Origin of the sequence: Fluviispira multicolorata (assembly GCF_009208585.1) — a bacterium.
Classification (GTDB): domain Bacteria; phylum Bdellovibrionota_B; class Oligoflexia; order Silvanigrellales; family Silvanigrellaceae; genus Silvanigrella; species Silvanigrella multicolorata.
In genome coordinates, this window is sequence record NZ_WFLN01000011.1 from 33,143 (window position 1) to 50,504 (window position 17,362).

The 17,362-nt window shown below is 33.1% G+C and carries 17 protein-coding genes and 2 tRNA genes; 13 read left to right on the top strand and 6 right to left on the bottom strand.

What is annotated here, in order from left to right; all coding sequences use genetic code 11:
* Window positions 1-30: 30 nt before the first annotated feature.
* The 3 genes from GCL57_RS14100 to GCL57_RS14110 all read left to right on the top strand — a co-directional run bounded on the left by GCL57_RS14100 (window position 31) and on the right by GCL57_RS14110 (window position 2,396).
* The gene (locus tag GCL57_RS14100) at window positions 31-411 is read left to right on the top strand and encodes a hypothetical protein (RefSeq protein ID WP_152214000.1); all 381 of its coding nucleotides are present in this window, start codon (window positions 31-33) and stop codon (window positions 409-411) included.
* Window positions 412-473: 62 nt separating this feature from the next.
* Window positions 474-1,409 (top strand): chemotaxis protein CheX, encoded by a 936-nt coding sequence (locus GCL57_RS14105; protein ID WP_152214001.1) that lies wholly within the window; start codon window positions 474-476, stop codon window positions 1,407-1,409.
* Window positions 1,410-1,433: 24 nt separating this feature from the next.
* Entirely contained in the window at window positions 1,434-2,396 is a 963-nt protein-coding gene (locus GCL57_RS14110) for a class I SAM-dependent methyltransferase (RefSeq protein ID WP_152214002.1), read from the top strand.
* Window position 2,397: 1 nt separating this feature from the next.
* Here the strand turns inward: GCL57_RS14110 and GCL57_RS14115 are convergent, their stop codons facing one another.
* The 3 genes from GCL57_RS14115 to GCL57_RS14125 all read right to left on the bottom strand — a co-directional run bounded on the left by GCL57_RS14115 (window position 2,398) and on the right by GCL57_RS14125 (window position 5,235).
* Window positions 2,398-3,192, bottom strand: a complete 795-nt coding sequence (locus tag GCL57_RS14115) for a matrixin family metalloprotease (protein ID WP_152214003.1) — start codon at window positions 3,190-3,192, stop codon at window positions 2,398-2,400.
* A gap of 71 nt (window positions 3,193-3,263) precedes the next feature.
* Window positions 3,264-4,172: a hypothetical protein gene (locus GCL57_RS14120; protein ID WP_152214004.1), complete on the bottom strand. Its 909-nt coding sequence runs from the start codon at window positions 4,170-4,172 to the stop codon at window positions 3,264-3,266.
* Window positions 4,150-5,235 (bottom strand): L,D-transpeptidase family protein, encoded by a 1,086-nt coding sequence (locus GCL57_RS14125; RefSeq protein WP_152214005.1) that lies wholly within the window; start codon window positions 5,233-5,235, stop codon window positions 4,150-4,152. Before GCL57_RS14125 ends, GCL57_RS14120 begins: the two co-directional genes overlap by 23 nt.
* Before the next feature lie 157 nt (window positions 5,236-5,392).
* Here GCL57_RS14125 and GCL57_RS14130 point away from each other — a divergent pair, with 157 nt between their 5' ends.
* The 6 genes from GCL57_RS14130 (at window position 5,393) to murA (ending at window position 9,930) form a co-directional block, all read left to right on the top strand.
* On the top strand, window positions 5,393-6,469 hold the full coding sequence (locus GCL57_RS14130; RefSeq protein ID WP_152214006.1) for a hypothetical protein: 1,077 nt from the start codon (window positions 5,393-5,395) through the stop codon (window positions 6,467-6,469).
* Window positions 6,445-7,125 (top strand): hypothetical protein, encoded by a 681-nt coding sequence (locus GCL57_RS14135; protein WP_152214007.1) that lies wholly within the window; start codon window positions 6,445-6,447, stop codon window positions 7,123-7,125. Before GCL57_RS14130 ends, GCL57_RS14135 begins: the two co-directional genes overlap by 25 nt.
* 9 nt (window positions 7,126-7,134) lie before the next feature.
* On the top strand, window positions 7,135-8,133 hold the full coding sequence (locus tag GCL57_RS14140) for an amidohydrolase family protein (RefSeq protein WP_152214008.1): 999 nt from the start codon (window positions 7,135-7,137) through the stop codon (window positions 8,131-8,133).
* Between the two features lie 11 nt (window positions 8,134-8,144).
* A tRNA-Val gene (locus GCL57_RS14145) sits at window positions 8,145-8,221 on the top strand.
* 61 nt (window positions 8,222-8,282) lie between these two features.
* Window positions 8,283-8,359 (top strand) — tRNA-Val (locus GCL57_RS14150).
* Between the two features lie 221 nt (window positions 8,360-8,580).
* Entirely contained in the window at window positions 8,581-9,930 is a 1,350-nt protein-coding gene (gene murA / locus GCL57_RS14155; protein WP_152214009.1) for a UDP-N-acetylglucosamine 1-carboxyvinyltransferase, read from the top strand.
* Here murA and csrA read toward each other — a convergent pair whose 3' ends face one another.
* The gene (csrA, locus tag GCL57_RS15095) at window positions 9,931-10,242 is read right to left on the bottom strand and encodes a carbon storage regulator CsrA (protein ID WP_152214010.1); all 312 of its coding nucleotides are present in this window, start codon (window positions 10,240-10,242) and stop codon (window positions 9,931-9,933) included.
* A 275-nt stretch (window positions 10,243-10,517) separates the two neighbouring features.
* On the opposite strand from csrA, the gene GCL57_RS14165 reads away from it, so the two are divergent.
* From GCL57_RS14165 to GCL57_RS14180, 4 genes are read left to right on the top strand one after another with little or no spacing between them, the layout of a single operon-like run.
* On the top strand, window positions 10,518-11,321 hold the full coding sequence (locus GCL57_RS14165) for a tetratricopeptide repeat protein (RefSeq protein ID WP_152214011.1): 804 nt from the start codon (window positions 10,518-10,520) through the stop codon (window positions 11,319-11,321).
* A gap of 22 nt (window positions 11,322-11,343) precedes the next feature.
* Window positions 11,344-12,828 carry an outer membrane protein assembly factor BamB family protein gene (locus GCL57_RS14170; RefSeq protein ID WP_152214012.1) on the top strand — a complete coding sequence of 495 codons (1,485 nt, stop codon included), beginning with the start codon at window positions 11,344-11,346 and terminating at the stop codon, window positions 12,826-12,828.
* 18 nt (window positions 12,829-12,846) lie between these two features.
* Window positions 12,847-13,407 (top strand): rRNA maturation RNase YbeY, encoded by a 561-nt coding sequence (ybeY, locus tag GCL57_RS14175; RefSeq protein WP_152214013.1) that lies wholly within the window; start codon window positions 12,847-12,849, stop codon window positions 13,405-13,407.
* 14 nt (window positions 13,408-13,421) lie between these two features.
* A complete protein-coding gene (locus tag GCL57_RS14180) occupies window positions 13,422-14,717 on the top strand; it encodes a hemolysin family protein (RefSeq protein WP_152214014.1) in 1,296 nt (431 codons plus the stop codon).
* 18 nt (window positions 14,718-14,735) lie between these two features.
* Here GCL57_RS14180 and GCL57_RS14910 read toward each other — a convergent pair whose 3' ends face one another.
* The gene (locus GCL57_RS14910; RefSeq protein ID WP_211363274.1) at window positions 14,736-15,083 is read right to left on the bottom strand and encodes a hypothetical protein; all 348 of its coding nucleotides are present in this window, start codon (window positions 15,081-15,083) and stop codon (window positions 14,736-14,738) included.
* Window positions 15,084-15,252: 169 nt separating this feature from the next.
* Window positions 15,253-17,151 carry a DNA polymerase III subunit gamma/tau gene (gene dnaX / locus GCL57_RS14190; RefSeq protein WP_152214015.1) on the bottom strand — a complete coding sequence of 633 codons (1,899 nt, stop codon included), beginning with the start codon at window positions 17,149-17,151 and terminating at the stop codon, window positions 15,253-15,255.
* Between the last annotated feature and the right edge of the window lie 211 nt (window positions 17,152-17,362).

Sequence of the window (17,362 nt, forward strand, 5' to 3'; positions counted from 1 at the left end):
GATATTTTGCTTAGTTGGAGAGGGGTATAAATGGGACGTTGGAAATGGAAAAATACATATAAATATAATTTAAATATATTGGTATTATTTGCCATCATTTCTTTGTTCTTATCTGCTTGTAATACGGCTCCTACTGTTGTGCGTGGGCCTCCCCCACAACCTGTAAACTTACCTTTTTTGCGGTTAGAGCAAGCTGGGGAATGCTACTATATTGATGATTTCCTGCCAACTCCTGATTCTTTGGTTAATGGAAAAACTTCAAATTTATATTTGCGATATTACACATATTGGAATGCTCGCTACAAATATTGGTCTGAAGTTGGAATAATGTTGGCTTTTTACAGTCGAGATATGAGATGTTGGGCATTATTTGAAGAATATGCACTGCCTCGAATTGATGACATTAAATAAGTAAGAAATAAATTTTGGAGGCTTTTTATTTTTGTCTTTAAATATTCTATCTGGAAAATGGTATGGCTAAATTATTTATTGCTGAATCATCAAAAAGATCAATAGAGAATTTAGAGCATTTTTTAAAAGCAGATGGGCATGATCCTTTTTTTTGGGATCATTCTGAGCCTTTAGAAAAAATAATTTCAGAAAATAAATTTGATTTATCGATAATCGATTTAAATTATAAAGATATGCCAAGCTCTGAAATAATTAATTTAATCTTAAATAATCCTGATTTTTCAAATTCTCAAATTATTGTTACTACTTCAAGTCCTAATAAGGATGCATTGAGTAAATACAGTTCGCTTGGGGTTAATTTTATTTTTGTAAAACCTTATCGATATAAGCTTTTATCCGATAAAATTAAATATATCATGAATCCAATTCGAGGAGATCATGGGGCATTTGAGCCCGATATTCTAAAAATATTTTTGGAATCAACAATTCATATCTTTGAATCTATTTCTGGCATTTCTGTTGAAGCTTCAAAACCATTTTTAAAATCTGGCAATAAAAGTTTAAGTGAAGTGAGTGCAGTTATTGGCCTTTCCAGTCCACAGGTAAAAGGTTCACTTTCGATAAATGTGACAAAGGATATTCTAACGCGTTGCTTATTAAAAATACTTGGGGCTGACATGAGTGCCAGTAAGGCAGATGATGCAGCTGTTAACGATATGTGTGGAGAGCTTTGTAATCAGATTATGGGGCGTGCAAAGCAACAGTTTTTAAAGAAGAAAAGCATGAGTTTTGAAATAAGTGTGCCTACCGTTCTATCAGACCCGAATCATATTTTAGACTATAAAAGCCCTTCTCCAGTTCTTGTCATTCCGTTTAAAATTGAAAAAATTGAAGCGATATTTGTTGAGTTTTGTCTTGAACTCAATGATACTTACGAACCCGTTGCGCCTGACAAACTTCAAGTTGTTGTTGAAGAAGGTGAGCTTGTTCTTTTTTAAGTTTTCATCCCATAGGAAAAATCAATGGATTCCATGTTTAAAAATCGGCTCGAAAAAAATTTTAATTCTCATAAAAAATGGGCAAAACGAGAGAATGTAACGGCATTTAGAATTTACGATAAAGATATTCCTGAATATTCATATTCAATTGATTATTATGATGGTTCTATTGTTGTTTATGAATACGAAAGAGGAAAAGCTTCTCTCAGGTATACAGAAGAGTATATGAAAGCAGATAAAGAGCAACTTGAAGAGGTTATTTTAGCAATAAAAACTTTATTTGAAATTGACGAAAGCAAAATATTTTTAAAACTCAGAAAAAGACAAAAAGGTCTTTTTCAATATGAAAGGCAAGATGAAAAAGAAGTCATAAAAATAGTCAGTGAAGGAGATATGAAGTTTAAAGTTAACTTATCTGATTATCTTGATAGTGGATTATTTTTAGATCATAGAAAGACAAGACAAATTGTAAAGAAAAATGCAACTGAAAAAAAAGTATTAAATTTATTTGCTTATACAGGTTCTGTGAGTATAGCTGCAGCTCTTGGCAATGCTGAATATATTACCACCGTAGATATGAGTAACACTTATTTAAAATGGGCTGAAGAAAATTTTAATCTCAATAAAATACCTGTTTCTCGTCATGAATTTATTCGTGCAGATATTATGAGTTGGTTGCCAACAGTTTCATATAGGTCAAAAAAGTATGATTTTATTTTTTTAGATCCTCCTTCCTTTTCAAACTCAAAAAAAATGCATGAAAGTTTCGATGTGCAGAAAGATTATATTTTCTTATTAAATCAGTGTGAAAAACTTTTAAATTCTAAGGGAAAAATATTGTTTTCTTGTAATTTACGTTCATTTAAGATAGATAAAAATATTTTTACTGATAAATTTGATATAGAAGATTTAACTAAAAAAACAATTCCAAAAGATTTTCGCAATGAAAGAATACATCATGCTTGGATGTTAACTAAGAAAATATAATTTATTTTTGAATACAAGTTGTCTGCGGGGGGCTTCCTCCAAAGTAAATTGTGCGAATTCTTATTATGTCATTTTCAGATAAACAACGGACAGTGCTTGGATTGTCAGGAGAATCCGCACCTGTATTAATAAATGGATACATAACACTGCTGCTTTCTGAAATGACATGCCCTAAACCTAAGAAATGTCCAAGCTCATGGAGTGCAACGCTTTCCATGTCAGCAAGTATGTGATTTGCAACTTCTGGATCTGTTTTTGTGTCGCCAAAAATATATTGATCTCTATTAAAACGAATATCAGCAGACTGAATTTTTTGGTTGTTAGAGTTAAAAATTGTGGAGGCAAGAATCATATTGCTTTTACCAGTATTTTTTATCCATCCGCCAAAGTTTCCTTGCATTTTATCGTAGTACAAACCTTGAATCATATCATTTAAAGGCGAATAAAGATTTGCAAAGTCGTTTCCAGTTTTTGTATCATAGCCAGCTCTAAGAGTTAATATTTTTCGACCTATTGCATTGTTCCAAGTATTGATAGCTTTTTGAATTTGACTTATTAAGAATTCATTTTCTTGGTTTATTTGCACACTTAAATCTATAGTAATTGGATAATTATAATTTGTTCCCCATCCCTCTGATAATGCGATGGGTTGATTATCTGAAAAGGAATCATCATGTCGAACATAATTTGACTGTAATCCACAGCTAATAGGGGAAATAAAAATAATAAAACTAATAATGTATTTTTTACGTGAATAAAAAAATCTAAAAGGAAAATAAATACATTTAAGAAACATAGGGGCCTCTTCATCGATTTAAGTATTTATCGACAAAGAGACTGCAAAAATAACAGTGTCAAAAATTTGTTTTATTTATGTTCAAAGCTATTAACAACAATTCCTTGCACATGTTTATTTGAAAAATAAACATTTACTTTTTTTATAATAAATTCACTTTTATTAATAGTTATATTGAACTCTGAAGGCCTTAAACGACTGAATTTTACAAGACTGCCCGATGCACATGAATATGGAGTGTTATCGTGATCAACTTCAAGTTTAGCAGGAATTTTATAGACTTTGCTTTCTCCTTGAGGGGAAACTCCAAGAATAACAAGACAAATATTACCAGAAATAGTCTTTGGTGTCCCAGAGTTTAGGAAAGAAAAAGTTATTTTTGCAGAAGATTCTTCTTGTACAATTCTTGGATTTTCAATTTTTACGCCACTATTTTCTATAAAAATAATTTTTTTCTCGTTTGTAGCTGAATTTTTATTTGTATCGTTGATAGTTTGATTTATTTCTTTTGGTTGGGCTGTAGCTGTTTGAGTTGCCTCAGATATCTTGTCAGTAGCGCCGCTTGCAGGTGGAGTGCCTATTTTCTTTTCATCATTTTTCTCCTTGCTGGGCTTTATCTCAGCTATTGTCTCTGTGGGGAAAATGCTTTCATTCGATTTAATTTCATTTTCAACCATAGAAGTGTTGTTTTCATGATCTTTTTTTCTTTCATCTTTCAAGAAAGTTTTTTCAAAATAATAGTTTAAAATATCTTTTTTAAAATTAATAATGTATTTTTCTTGGGTAGCGCTATTTTTTATTATGGAATAACTGATATAAATCAAAACAAAAGAGGATATATTTAAAATGATAAAAAATGCAATTATAAATTTTACAAATGTAAAATTAAGTTTGTGATGATAAGTTTTATGTGAATCAATAAAATATATTAAATTAAACTTTCGAGCTTGCTTCTTATTACTGTTTTGTATTGAGCTCATTATTATTTTGCCTAACTAAAGCATTGATGTGGTCATTTTTTTCAGGTTCATTAAACCATTTTTCTGAAACTATTTTATAATTTGAATCTTCGAGCTGAAAATATAAGAATTTTCTGCCAAAATCTTCCTTTCCTTGTGATTGATATTTTTGAAAAAATGAAACTAAAACCTGATTTTCAAATGCAAGTATTTTGGGTTCGCTGATTTCAATTGAAATTTTTCTATTGCGGATTGAGCTAATATTTTTTTTCATATCAAGCCATTGTCTTTTGTCTTTACCCGAAGAGTTAAATGAATTTGAGTAAAAACTATTGTATTTTTCAAGTTCAGAGTCTTTCCAAGACAATCTCCAGTCTTCAATTAATTTCATTATTTTTTCTTTTTGTTCATGAATATCTTGGTGTGAAATTGCTACTTTCATTTCTTTTGTTATTATGACAGGAGTATCAAAAGGGAAAATATACTGCTCAAGTTCGAGCCAGTCTTTATTTTTAAGGGCAATACAGCCATCTGTGTCAAAAGGTTTGTCGGCACGTGAATCGTCTTCGACTCCATGGATCCATATGCCATAGCCCGTTTTGCTTAACCTTTGATCATAAATATTTGGATAGTCTAGGATAAATGCCCCTGGTCCGTACTTTGGGGGAAGCTTATTTCCATTGATTTTTCCTGTGATAAAATAGATTCCTTCTGGAGTTCGTTTGTCTCCAGTGAACTTTTTATCTCCTTGTTTTTTCCCAGTAATAGCTCGATAAGCCTTGATCAGTTCGTAGTCACCTTTTGAGGATGATTTATAAACACTCAGTTTATGTTGAAGTTTTTCAACAATCAGGGCATAGGAAATAGGCTCATTGCCAAGACTGATTAAAGCTGTCGGGAGTTGAGTCGTATGTGGGCTTATAATCTCTTCATTCATAAAAATATTAGGACTTGGAACTTCAATAGCTTGGTTTTCTATTATTGTGTTTTCTACTGAGAAAACTTCAATTGAATATGATATGCTTACTATTTGAATTGTGAGAAGTGCAAGCGATTTTATAAATGAAAGAACCCACTCGGACATAATTCGCACTCCATATAGAACTTATTAGTTTGTATATAGTTTATGAGCTTATTTAGTTTAATTCTAGATCGTCAAACTCTCGTCATTATAGGTTGTCTTTTGTAAAATGAGAAGTTTGTGCACGAATTTTAGGAAAGTAAAAGGTTTTACTGATTTTATGAATGAAAAGAGAACTGAAATGATAAATACAGGTTCAAGAGAGCAAATTCTAAAAGGACTTGTTTATGATCTGAATGAATTTATAAAAAAAGTAAGAAGATGTGGTGCAAATTTAAAAGACAGTTTTATTGAAGAGCTTATTTCATTAGCTCCTTGCCAAGTTGAAACTAAAACCAAACATAAATGCGAGGGTTTTATTCTTGACTTTAATATAAATAATTTAGAATCTCCATATCAATATGATTGTATTTGTAAACAGATAAGTAAGAAATATGCCCATAAAATATCTGTATCTGTTTTGAAACGACTTGATGCTCATTGGCCTTTAAAAAGAGGGATGGTTGATACAAAAAATTTAGCTTGGCAGTTTGTGAATAGCAGTTATGAATCTGTTCAGATGTCAATTGCCTTTATGATTAAATGTGGTTCCGTTGAAAAATATAGAGAGTCTTTTGTAAAAAACAAAAAAAACTTAAGTAGATATTATAATCCTGATATTAATGATGAAGTTTTAAATTATTTTGGTTTTTTATATTCATATGAAGAGATTTTTTTAAATAAAAATATACATCTGTTTTTTTGGAATGATATTAAAATATTTTATAAGTCTTACTTTGATAATGAGGGCAATAAAAACTTTGAAAGACAGGATTTTGTTAAAAATATTTTACCTAAAAAGAGAAATGTTGTTCTTTGTTTTGAAGAAACTATTTTTAGGTTACGTTCTGGAACAAATGCGGAGCTTTTTGCTTTTGAGCAGTTTTTAAATGATATGACATATGCAGACAATGCACTTATCGTGTTTTCAACTCAAAAACTATTACAAGAAATATCAAAAAATGAAAGCTATTATCAAAATTATAGTTTTTCTTATAAAAGAAATTTAGATGAATTAAAAATTTCTTTACAGCAAGCAATGGAACCTGATTTTAAAATTGCTCGCGATGAAAGATTTGTCGAACCAAATCGAGTGGGTAGTTTTGATCGAATTATAGAACTTCTTTCTAAAGGGCAGAAATATATTGAAGCTATTGAGAAGGATTATGCAGAATGGAAGATAAAAGTCGAGAATTAAGCGCTGCTTACTATAAGCGGAAACATCATTTATTAAAGAAAAGATTATTTTTTATATTTATTTTAACATTTTCTGTCTTACTGCTTTTACTATTGAGTATTTCTGAAAGTTGGGCACTCAAGATTTTAATTTCACGAAGTTTTTCGTCGCTTGGAGTTGGGAGTGTTTTATTTTTTACTGGACTCTATTTGTTAGTTTATAATATTCTGCTTTCAAGAATATCATTACATATTTGTTACCACTTTGAAAATAAAAAAATACCATCATTTATCATAATGCTTCTTTTTATAGTTGTTTATTTAATAATCTCATTTAATGCCCCTGAATTTAAAAATATAATTTCATTAGGTGTGAGTAAAATTTGTATTATTTCTCTTTATTTTAGCTTCTGGGTTTCTCAGCTTTCTGAAGCTCGTTTAAAGATGCGTTTAACAAAAATTCCTTCAATATTTCTTGTCTCATGGCGTTCTTTTTTTATTTGTAAATGGGTTTTAATTGCTTGCTGGTTATTAAGCAGTTTAGGCTTTGCTTTAGCTCTTGTTGCTTCTCATCCTATTATAAAACTTGAAGGTTGGGAGGGAGTTATATTAATGTTAACTTATTATTTCTTATTTAGTTTCTTTGTTAGAAATCCTAATGCGCATACTCATAATTAGGGAAATTGTATGGTTATCGATTTTCATGTTCATTTAGCAGGCTCAGGCTGTGCTCAGTCGGGTATTATTTTGGGAAAATCTTTTGAGAAAAGACCTGCTTTTCTTTATTTAAAATATTCTCAGAAAATATCTAAGGAGCAAATGCTATCGGATATCGATTTAATATGGATTAAAAGAATTTCGGATCTTGTTATGAGTTCTGATTTTCTTACTAAGGCCGTCGTTTTATGTTTTGATTCTGTTTATAATGAAAATGGAGATCAAAATCTTGATTTAAGCCAACTTTATGTGCCAAATGATTGGGGAATTTTTGCAACTCAAAAATTTAAAGATACATTTTTACTGGGAGCATCTGTGCATCCTTATAGAAAAGATTTTCTTGATGAACTTGAAAAATGTAATAAAAATAATGTATTTTTAATTAAATGGCTCCCTTCTGCCATGGGAATTGATCCTGAGCATAAACTTTGCTTGCCCTTTTATGAAGCTTTAAAATATTTTAAAATTCCTTTGCTTTCCCATGCTGACAGAGAATTTACATTTGGGGAGCCTATTTCGGGTTGGTTAAAATTCAATCACTTAAAAAAACTTAAAGTGCCCCTTGAAATGGGTGTGAATGTTATTGCTGCGCATGCAGGAACGCCATCGCAGATTGAATTGGCTGTAGAGATGGCAAATCAGTACGAAAACTTTTATTTAGACACCTCAGGTCTTTTTAATCCATCGCGTGCACGTTCTGCAGTTAAACTCTTTCGTATTGCGCAAAAAAGTGTTCTTAAAGAGCGTCTTTTGTTTGGAACTGATTGGCCCGTTCCTGTTTTTCCACTTCTGTTAGTCGATAAAACAGGAATTTCTTTCTACAAAGAAGTTTCAAAAATCTCCAATCCCTTTCTTCGTGACATCCGTTTAAAAGAACATTTTGGCTTTCATATTGAGGGGTTCAAAAAAAACCAAGAAAGGTTATTGACAATGCTTGGTAGGTCGCATACTGAAGAAGTCCTAACTTGAATGTTCTGCACGGGTGCTTAGCTCAGTTGGTTAGAGCGTCGCCCTTACAAGGCGAGGGTCTGGGGTTCGAGTCCCTAAGCACCCACCATTTTTAATGGGTTCCGTGTCAGAGTTCACTTCTTCTTTTAGCGGAGAAGACTATCAAGTTCGGGTGCTTAGCTCAGTTGGTTAGAGCGTCGCCCTTACAAGGCGAGGGTCTGGGGTTCGAGTCCCTAAGCACCCACCATTTTTTCTTCTATTCAATTCTAAATTCCATTCAAATTTAAAGAAATAAATTTAAAAAAATGTCAATATTTTTATCTATTTAATGCATAATGTTTTTCTCAAACTCGGCGATAGTATTTTTTGCACTGCTGCATTATGAAGAAACTGTCCTTGGTACACAGGGAAGGTTAAATTTGCAAAAAATAAAATTACTTTGCAAAATGAAAAGATGAAGGAAGCGCTATGTCAGAAGAACAGCTTATTAGAATAAATGGTGGTCAAAAATTATCAGGCGGTCGTGTTTCTATAGCAGGAAGTAGCAATCAAGTCACAAAATGTATTATTGCCTCCCTTCTGACAAATGAACATATTGTTATTAAAAATGCACCAGCGGTAAATGAAAGAAAAATTGCAGAAGAGTTATTTGCATATCTTGGGGGAAGAGTTGAGTACCATGATGAACATACGATAAGGCTTTGTGCGAATGAAGTCATGAACAATTCTATTTCAAAAGAAATTTGTAAAAAAAATAGAATCTCTATTTTAGCAGTGGGTCCTCTGCTCCATCGTTTTGGAAAAGCTAAAATTTATGCCGCTTTAGGTGGAGATAAAATAGGAAAAAGACCTGTTGATTTTCATATCAAAGGTCTGCAAGAAATGGGGGCTCAGGTTGAGCTTGATGATAATCTTTATCATATTTCAGTAGATGAAGAGGGGTTACGCGGGGCACACATCGAGCTTCCCTTTCCAAGCGTTATGACGACTGAAAATTTAATTATTGCGGCAACCTTAGCAAAAGGAAGAACAATAATTGAAAATGCAGCTATTGAGCCAGAAGTTATTGAGCTCGTAAAAATGCTCCAGAAAATGGGTGCAGACATCACCATGAATTCAAACAGAACGTATATTATTCAAGGTGTTGATAAATTGAAGGGCTGTGAACTTAGAATAATGCCCGATAGAAATCAGGCTGTGAGTTTTGCATGTGCTGCACTGGCAACGGGTGGAAATGTACTGCTTGAAAAAATTCCGCATGATCCTCTTTATAGTTTTTTAAATTATATCCAACGAATGGGGGCTGAATTTCGTGTGAATTCAGAAGGTATTTTTATATCAAGTCCTAAGGGAAAAAGGTTGAAGCACAGTCATATTGAAGTTGAGGTGCACCCTGGCTTTATGACCGATTGGCAACAGCCTTTTATGGTATTATTTACTCAAGCGGATGGAATAAGTATTTTGCATGAAACAATTTTTGAAGATCGTTTGGGTTATACCCGTTATTTAAATAGCATGGGTGCCAATATAAATTTATTTTCAACATGTCTTGGTGAAGCACCCTGTCGATTTAAACATAAAAATCATACCCATTCTGCAATTATCCATGGCCCAACTTCACTTAAAGGTGGAAACTTTAGAATGCCCACTGATATTCGGGCTGGGATGTGTCTTGTCATTGCTGGACTTGTGGCTTCGGGAACAACTGTCTTATCTAATATTCAGGAACTACAAAGAAAATATGATAATATTGTTGAAAAATTAACTCAAATGGGTGCAGATGTATCGATTATTCAAGGTGAGCTGTCAAAAATATAATTATTTATTTTTGTCTTTATCTGCGGCTCTCTTAATGATTTTTACACCTTTTTTTTCTGACTTTGTTTTTAAATCATTTTCATTTGAATTTTGTAAAAGCTCTTTAGCCATACTTGTAGAATCGATAGAGCTTTGTGCTGCAGCATTGGTTTCTTGCTTAATTTTTTGATATACTTCTTCTCTATGGACAACAGTAGACCTGTCCGCTTCTATGCCAAGGCGAACCTGCTTTCCTTTTATTGCCATTACAATAATTTTAATATTATCGCCTATGGCTATGACGTCCCCTACCTTTCGAGTCAATACCAGCACGATGCAGACCCTCCATGGCCAGCCAAGCTCTCTTATTGCGAGTCTTGTATGTTTTATTAAAGCTATTATAACTTATCTGATCTTTTTAAGGATGTCGAAGTGGGAGGTATGTGCTAGTCTTTTGTCGCCAAGGCTACAAAAATGCCCCCATATGTTTTGCTTTATGGTGATGCTTACAATTTCTCTTATCTGTGTTAGTGAGTAAACAGAAGATAATGTTTGTGAGAGATTTCTCCAAACTGATTTCTAATTTTGCTTGATTTAGGGAGCCGAAAGTGATTCGTCAATTACGCAATACTTCTCAGAATAATGATCCTTCAAAAACAGAAATAATTAGCCCCAAAAGAAGTTCAGTGAACAGTCTTTTTGAAGAGACTTCTTACCGTGCTATTAAAGTTGCTCAAAGAAGAAAATGGACTTTTATTGGTTCTGTGTTATTTGTATTAGTATTAGGAGTTAGTTTTATTATTTATAATAATATTGCAAAAAATAAAGAATCTAAACTGGCTGCAGAATTTGCTTCCATAGATATGATTTATAATCAAGAAAATTTAGCATTTCAAAAACTAGCAGAAGCAGCAAAAGACAAATTACCACAAGATGCTTCACCAGATTATTCAAATAGTATGGCATTGTTTGCTCAATATGCTTTAGATCATCCAGCAGAACCAAGTGGATGGCAAGCTGCTGTGCGTGCTGCGAGTTACTTTATGACAAAAGGACAAAATATAAAAGCAAAAGAAGTACTTGAGTCTATTGAAAGTTATGTAAATAAATTTCCATTGGTTGAAATTCGAGTACGTACAGCTTTAGCTTCATTGTATGCAGAAGAACAAAATAGTCAAAAAGCAATTGAAGAATTAAAAAGAGTGGAAGAAATTCCTTCAAACCCACTTCCAAACCAAGCACGCCTTTTAAAAGGACAGATTTTATTTCTGTCTGGCAATAAGCCAGAGGCTCAAAAGGTTTTCAATCAAATTATTTCTACTACCAGTGAAGCATCATCTCTAGATATTTCTGGTCAAACATCTCAAATTCAACAGCAAGCAAAAATCTGGTTAAGTTATATTGATTTGTAAACAAAAGGTAGTAGGTATTTTAATGAATTTTTTAAAAATATGTTACGTTAGTGTGGCATTGAGTATAAATGGAACCGTTATTGCTCACCCCGAAATTAAACTTATAAAGTCGCATTCAGAAGTTCAAGAAGTTATTGGGGGATATTCTCCTGGGCAATGGATATCTTCCTCTGTATTACCAACAGTTGTTATTCCGTTTAAAAGAACTTTTTCTCAATTTGGTGGATTAACCTCTGAAAATCTATTTTCACTTGAAAATCAAAAAGAAATTAAAAAAAGTGAAAATAATAAGACTTTTTTAGGAATTGTAAAAAAAAATAATTTCTTAATTCCACGTCCCATTTGTGGGGCTTCACCTGATACTAATACGATTAATTGTTTTGATTTAAATAAGAATGCTCAATATTTTGCAAGTTATCCTATTCCTGGGGCTCTTTCTACGACCCCTGTTTTTTCTGATAATTCCTGGCTTTTTGGGACAACTAAGGGATTTCTTTTTAAGGTTGAAGCAAATCCAGAAAATGCATACTTACCTAAATTAGGTCATGAGAATATTAATTTTTGGGGTGCTTATTCTAGAAAGCAAATGTCATCATTTAGGCCAAAACCAGTTTATACTGAAGGTGGTAAAATTTCTCCTGCCTCCTCAAACAATTTAATTAATAAAGCTGCTTTGCCTAGTGGTATTAAATGGGTTTTCCCTGCATCTTCCGAGCTGATGGGAACTCCAATCGTTAAAAATGGTTTTGTTTATTCATTTTCAGCCTCAGAATACTTACAAGCAATCGATTGGAATACTGGAAAATTAGCTTGGGCAACACGTCTTGCGCCAGACTCCAATTTAAGAATGAGTAGCAATGCATTGGTTGTGACTTCTTCTGATGTTATTGTTGGCACTGAGCTTGGAACCGTTTTATTTTTAAATCCTAAATCAGGTGCTATTTTTTGGTCTTGGCAAATTCCTTCAGCAAATGAAGAGCAGAGATCAAAAACAAAATTGCCTTCTGGACCTGATCGTTTTTCAGGTATAATCGCTTTGCCCTTCGTTTATAAGCGAAATGTTATTGTCTCCAATGCGGAAAGTATGACTCAAAACTTATCTCTTGATTCGCGCGCTGCGATTTGGAGTTATCCGCTTGGTTCAGTGGCTCAAGCTAAAGTGTATAAAGACAACGTCATTTTGGGTTCTGTAAATGGAAAAATTGTCAGTTTAAATGCTGTTTCTGGAAAAGAAAATTGGACAACAGAGGTTTTAAAAGACTCTTCCCCAATTATAAGTTTATTTCTAACTAAATCAGGCGTTATCTTAGCCTCTTCTTCTAGAGGGCAGGTTTTTATGGTTGATCCTGCAAATGGAAAAATACTTGCACAAAACTTGCCAATTGGTGAGGTAAATGGAGAGTTTTTTCCGGGCTATGATAAAGCGGAAGCTTGTTTAAGCTTTTCTCAAGAAGGCTTCCGTTGTTTTTATGCTAAAGTAACAAAAGAGAATCTTTCTGAAACATGAATTTAGATAGTGATAAATATGAATAAATTAAAAAAACAAAAATTTTCCTCTCACGTTATTTTTTCTACTAAAAAGTTTAAGAAAATATTAAAATTAAAGGATGGGAATTATTTAACCAAGGATGAATCTATTAAATTATCTGTGCAAATAAAAGATATTAACGATAGAATTAAATTTATTCTCTCTCTAGTTTGTGATTTTTCTACTGAAGTTTCAATTCGTTTTTGTGATTGTGAAGAGATGTTGGCTTTAAACTCTCAATTTAGAGGAAAGTTTTACCCTACAGATGTTTTGAGTTTTCCTACGCTTAATCCAGAACCAGATTCTAGATTGCAATATTTGGGGGATATACTTATCTGTTTGCCAGTTTGTTTTAATCAGGCAAAACATGCACGTATAAGCTTATCTGATGAGTTAGAGAGAATGATAATTCATGGTATTGTTCATCTTAAGGGGTTTGATCACGAACGAAATGAAAGTGCATGGCGAGTTATGACGCAGCTAGAGAAATCTATTAAAAAGGAAATAATTCATTCGATGGGTAAATCAAATTGGTGTCAAGCTACTATTCTTAATTAAAAGGAGACCATGAATTGGAAACTTTACTGATTGGTCTCTTAGTTGTTATTATTAGTTTAAGCTTTTCTGCATTTTTTTCTATGACAGAAACCGCTGCAACAAGTATTTCAAATCTAAAAGCTAAGCACATGTATGAATCTGGGCAGAAGTCTTCTCAGGTTCTAAAATTATGGTTAAATTACCCCAATAGAGTGCTTGCATCGCTTCTTATTGGAAACAATCTTGCAAATATTTTTGCTTCAGTATTTGTTGATGATATTATTCGGGAACATTTTGGCAGCTCTTCTATTTTTGTCGTAACTGCCGTCATGACAATAGTGATCGTTTTATTTGCAGAAATAATTCCGAAAACGTTTGCAAAAGCTAACTCTGTAAAAATCGTAATTCCAGCATTAAAAGTCTTCAAACTCTTTTATTATATTCTCCTTCCTGTTACTTTAATAATGACTTTTATAAGCACTTATATCGGTTCTATATTCTCTAGAAAGAATAAAACTTCTAATGATCCTCAAATCACCGAAGAAGAACTCGAGTTTTTAATAAATGTTGGTGAAAAAGAGGGAGTCATAGCTGAGCAAAAACACGACATGCTTTCCGGTATTTTTGAGTTGGGCGATACTGTTGTGCGTGAAATTATGGTTCATAGGATAGATCTCACTGCCGTTTCTCAGTCAATGAAAATTGTAGATGTTATAGATAAGTTTAAAGAAACAGGTTTATCGCGAATACCTGTATATGAAGATAAAATAGATAATATTATTGGAACAATTCATGCAAAGGATGCCTTGTTTTTTTTAAAAAAGCATCAGCATGAAGCCACTCATCTTGATACTCATGTTTCTGAAATACGTCGGGAAGTTATGTTTATTCCTGAAACAAAACCAGTTGATCATTTATTTCAAGAAATGAAACGGCTTAAGCAACATATGGCAATTGTTCTTGATGAATATGGTGGTACCAGTGGAATTGTTACGATGGAAGATATTTTTGAGGAAATATTTGGTGAAGTCCGAGATGAATTCGACAATGAGGAAGATGCAATACGACCTACTCAAGTTGCAAATCAATTTTTAGTAGAATGTAAAATTCATATTGATGATTTTTGTGATTTTTTCGACATTAAATATTCTGATTTAGTGAAGGGCGTAGATCAGCAAGAATTTGATACTCTTGCGGGTTTAATATTGCATCACTTCGGACAAATTCCGAAATCAGGAGATAAATTAACAATTAATAATGTTATTATGGAAGTTGTCGAAGTGAGCAAACGAAGGGTTCGTAGAGTTGTTGTCCGAATGAGCAATACTTAAAAGTTTAAATTTTAAAAATCACTCATCCTCTTCTTCGTCGTCAAAATCATCATCGTCCTCATCATCGTCATCATCATCCAGATCATCGTCCTCGTCATCAAAATCATCGTCATAATCGTCGTCGTAGTCATCTTCATAGTCATCATCTTCATCTTCATAGTCATCATCGTCTTCGTAATCGTCGTCGTCTTCATCGTCGTCGTAGTCATCTTCATCATCAAAATCGTCTTCATCGTCGTCGATGTCATCTTCGTCATCAAAATCTTCAACTTCTTCATCATCATCTTCAGCAGATTTTGCCATTTCAATTGTTTGAAAAACTTGATGAAGCAATTGTTCATCAATTGTATCAGCATTTAGAACCATCAGGACCTCCAGAAATAAATCTTAATATAGCGAAACTTATATACGTCTTTTAAAAAATCGGTAACCAGATTGTCTCTGTCACATACCAGTAAAAAATGTAACCAAATCTTTTTTCTGAGTGCAAGAACAGAATTGACTTTTGTGTCATCTTTTAAAAAAATGCACTGATTTAATCGAGTGAAGTGATTTGGATCTCCGTTGCAAGTTTTTTAAGTTGTTGAATATGTTCTTTTTCAAGCACGACTTGTTCTCTTTGGAGGAAATCTTGACTTTTTTCATGAGTGTTTATTTCTGAAAGAGATATTGCTTTCCTTGTTGCTTGTCGACTTTCTGTTTTAGTATTCAGACTTATATTTTCGTTATATTTTTGAAAGCGTTGGGCAACGCTTTGTTGGTTATTGGGAGTTTTAGTAGAATTGATTTGCTTTTCAGATATGTTTTTTAGAATTTCACGAGGTTTTGTTTCTTCTGTTATTTGAGATTTTTTTATAATCCGTGGTTTTGGGGTAAAGGTTCCTTTAAAATCTGCATTTTGGAAACCAATTTCATGAATACTTTCCCAAAAATAATTGAGATCAGATTCATTAAAGGAAAGATAAGTTAAATTTTCTGGCGTGTCAGAGAACTGAATTATTTTGGAATTGAAGAGATCGATTTTAGCAAATCCCAATCGTGCTGCTAAAGTCTTACTTTTCTTTTCAGCAATTTCGACAAGCTTTTTAAAAGAGTTTAAGTCAATATGATGGTTTTGAGGAGTGTCTGTTTTTTGAGGCGAAATGGACGCAGGCGTTTCAGTGGCTACTTTCAGTTGCATTTGTTGTAAGTTTGCTTCGCTTTTTAAGGGCAAAGAGTTTTGCATTCCACTGACTGTATTTGGGTTTCCTATAAGAGAAATAATTTCTGAAGCAGATAACCATTCTGCTCTTGAAATACAGTCTGTCACAATGATTTCTGCCCATGCAAGACTTGCGTTGGTTCTTGAGATTTCTTTTACGGAGCTTGCAAGCAATCTAAATATTTCGCTTAAGCTCGCGATAGATAGATTTTCAGCGGAGTCTTTTAAAAAATCGTATTCTTTTGGTAAGAGTTGAGTGAGGCGAAGGGTTCTTGCTTTATCATTTAAGCTTTTGATGAGCATGCTATTTCTGAACAGCTGAGCTGTGTTCTCAATAAGAGTTGCAATATCAAGACTTGCAGTATCGGCTTGCTGTAAAAGCTCAAGAGCTTGTCCGATGTTTTGTGTACAGATGCTTGAGAATATTTTTTCTGCTATTTCTTCTCCTTGTAGACAAAGCCCTTTTTTGGTCTGTTCAGCTGAAATGAAGGAATGTCCGCAGATAGCAATAATTTGCTCAAGCAAGCTGAGAGAGTCGCGTAGAGATCCTTTTGCCTCGCGTGCAATCATTTTAAGAGCATCTTCTTCATATTTAATATTTTCTTTTTGTAAAATTCCTTTTAAATGCTCAGCAATGACATCTGGATCAATTTTTTTGAATGAAAATATCATGCAGCGTGAGCGCACTGTTATAGGAACCTTATGAAGTTCGGTTGTGGCTAAAATGAATACGACTTGAGGAGGCGGTTCTTCAAGGGTTTTAAGAAGGGCATTAAAGGCACCTGTGCTAAGCATATGAACTTCATCGATAATAAAAACTTTATAGCGTGCTGAATTTGGGTAAAAGCGAGTTGCTTCACGCAATTCACGAATATTATCAATTCCTGTATTTGAGGCGCCGTCAATTTCAAGAATATCATCATGAGCGCATGCTGTAATTTGAGTGCAGTGAATGCAGGTTTGGCATGGAGAAGCTATAGGCCCTTTTTGACAACAAAGGGACTTGGCAAGAATACGCGCACTGGATGTTTTTCCAGTTCCTCTTGTGCCTGTAAAAAGAAAAGCGTGGGGTATTTTTTTATTTGAAAGCATGCTTTCAATTGCTTTAGAAACATCCTCTTGGCCTACAAGCTCTGAAAAGCTTTGTGGGCGGGTGCGACGAGCCAAAACAATATAATTTGTTCCTTTACCGGAAGGGATTACATGATTTGGAGATTTATTTTCTAAGTGCATAGTCAGTATACCAGATAAAAATTTAAAAAAATAATGATTTATAGTGATTTATCATATAATTATAGATCATCATTCCCCGTAAAAAACAAGAACGATAATTTTCAATTAGAAATAGTATGTGTTCAGGAAAAATAAAAATCAAGAAAGCTTAAAGATCATAAATTATGAAATGAAAACCTTAGAAAAAAACAACCATGAGGGGTGGTTGCAA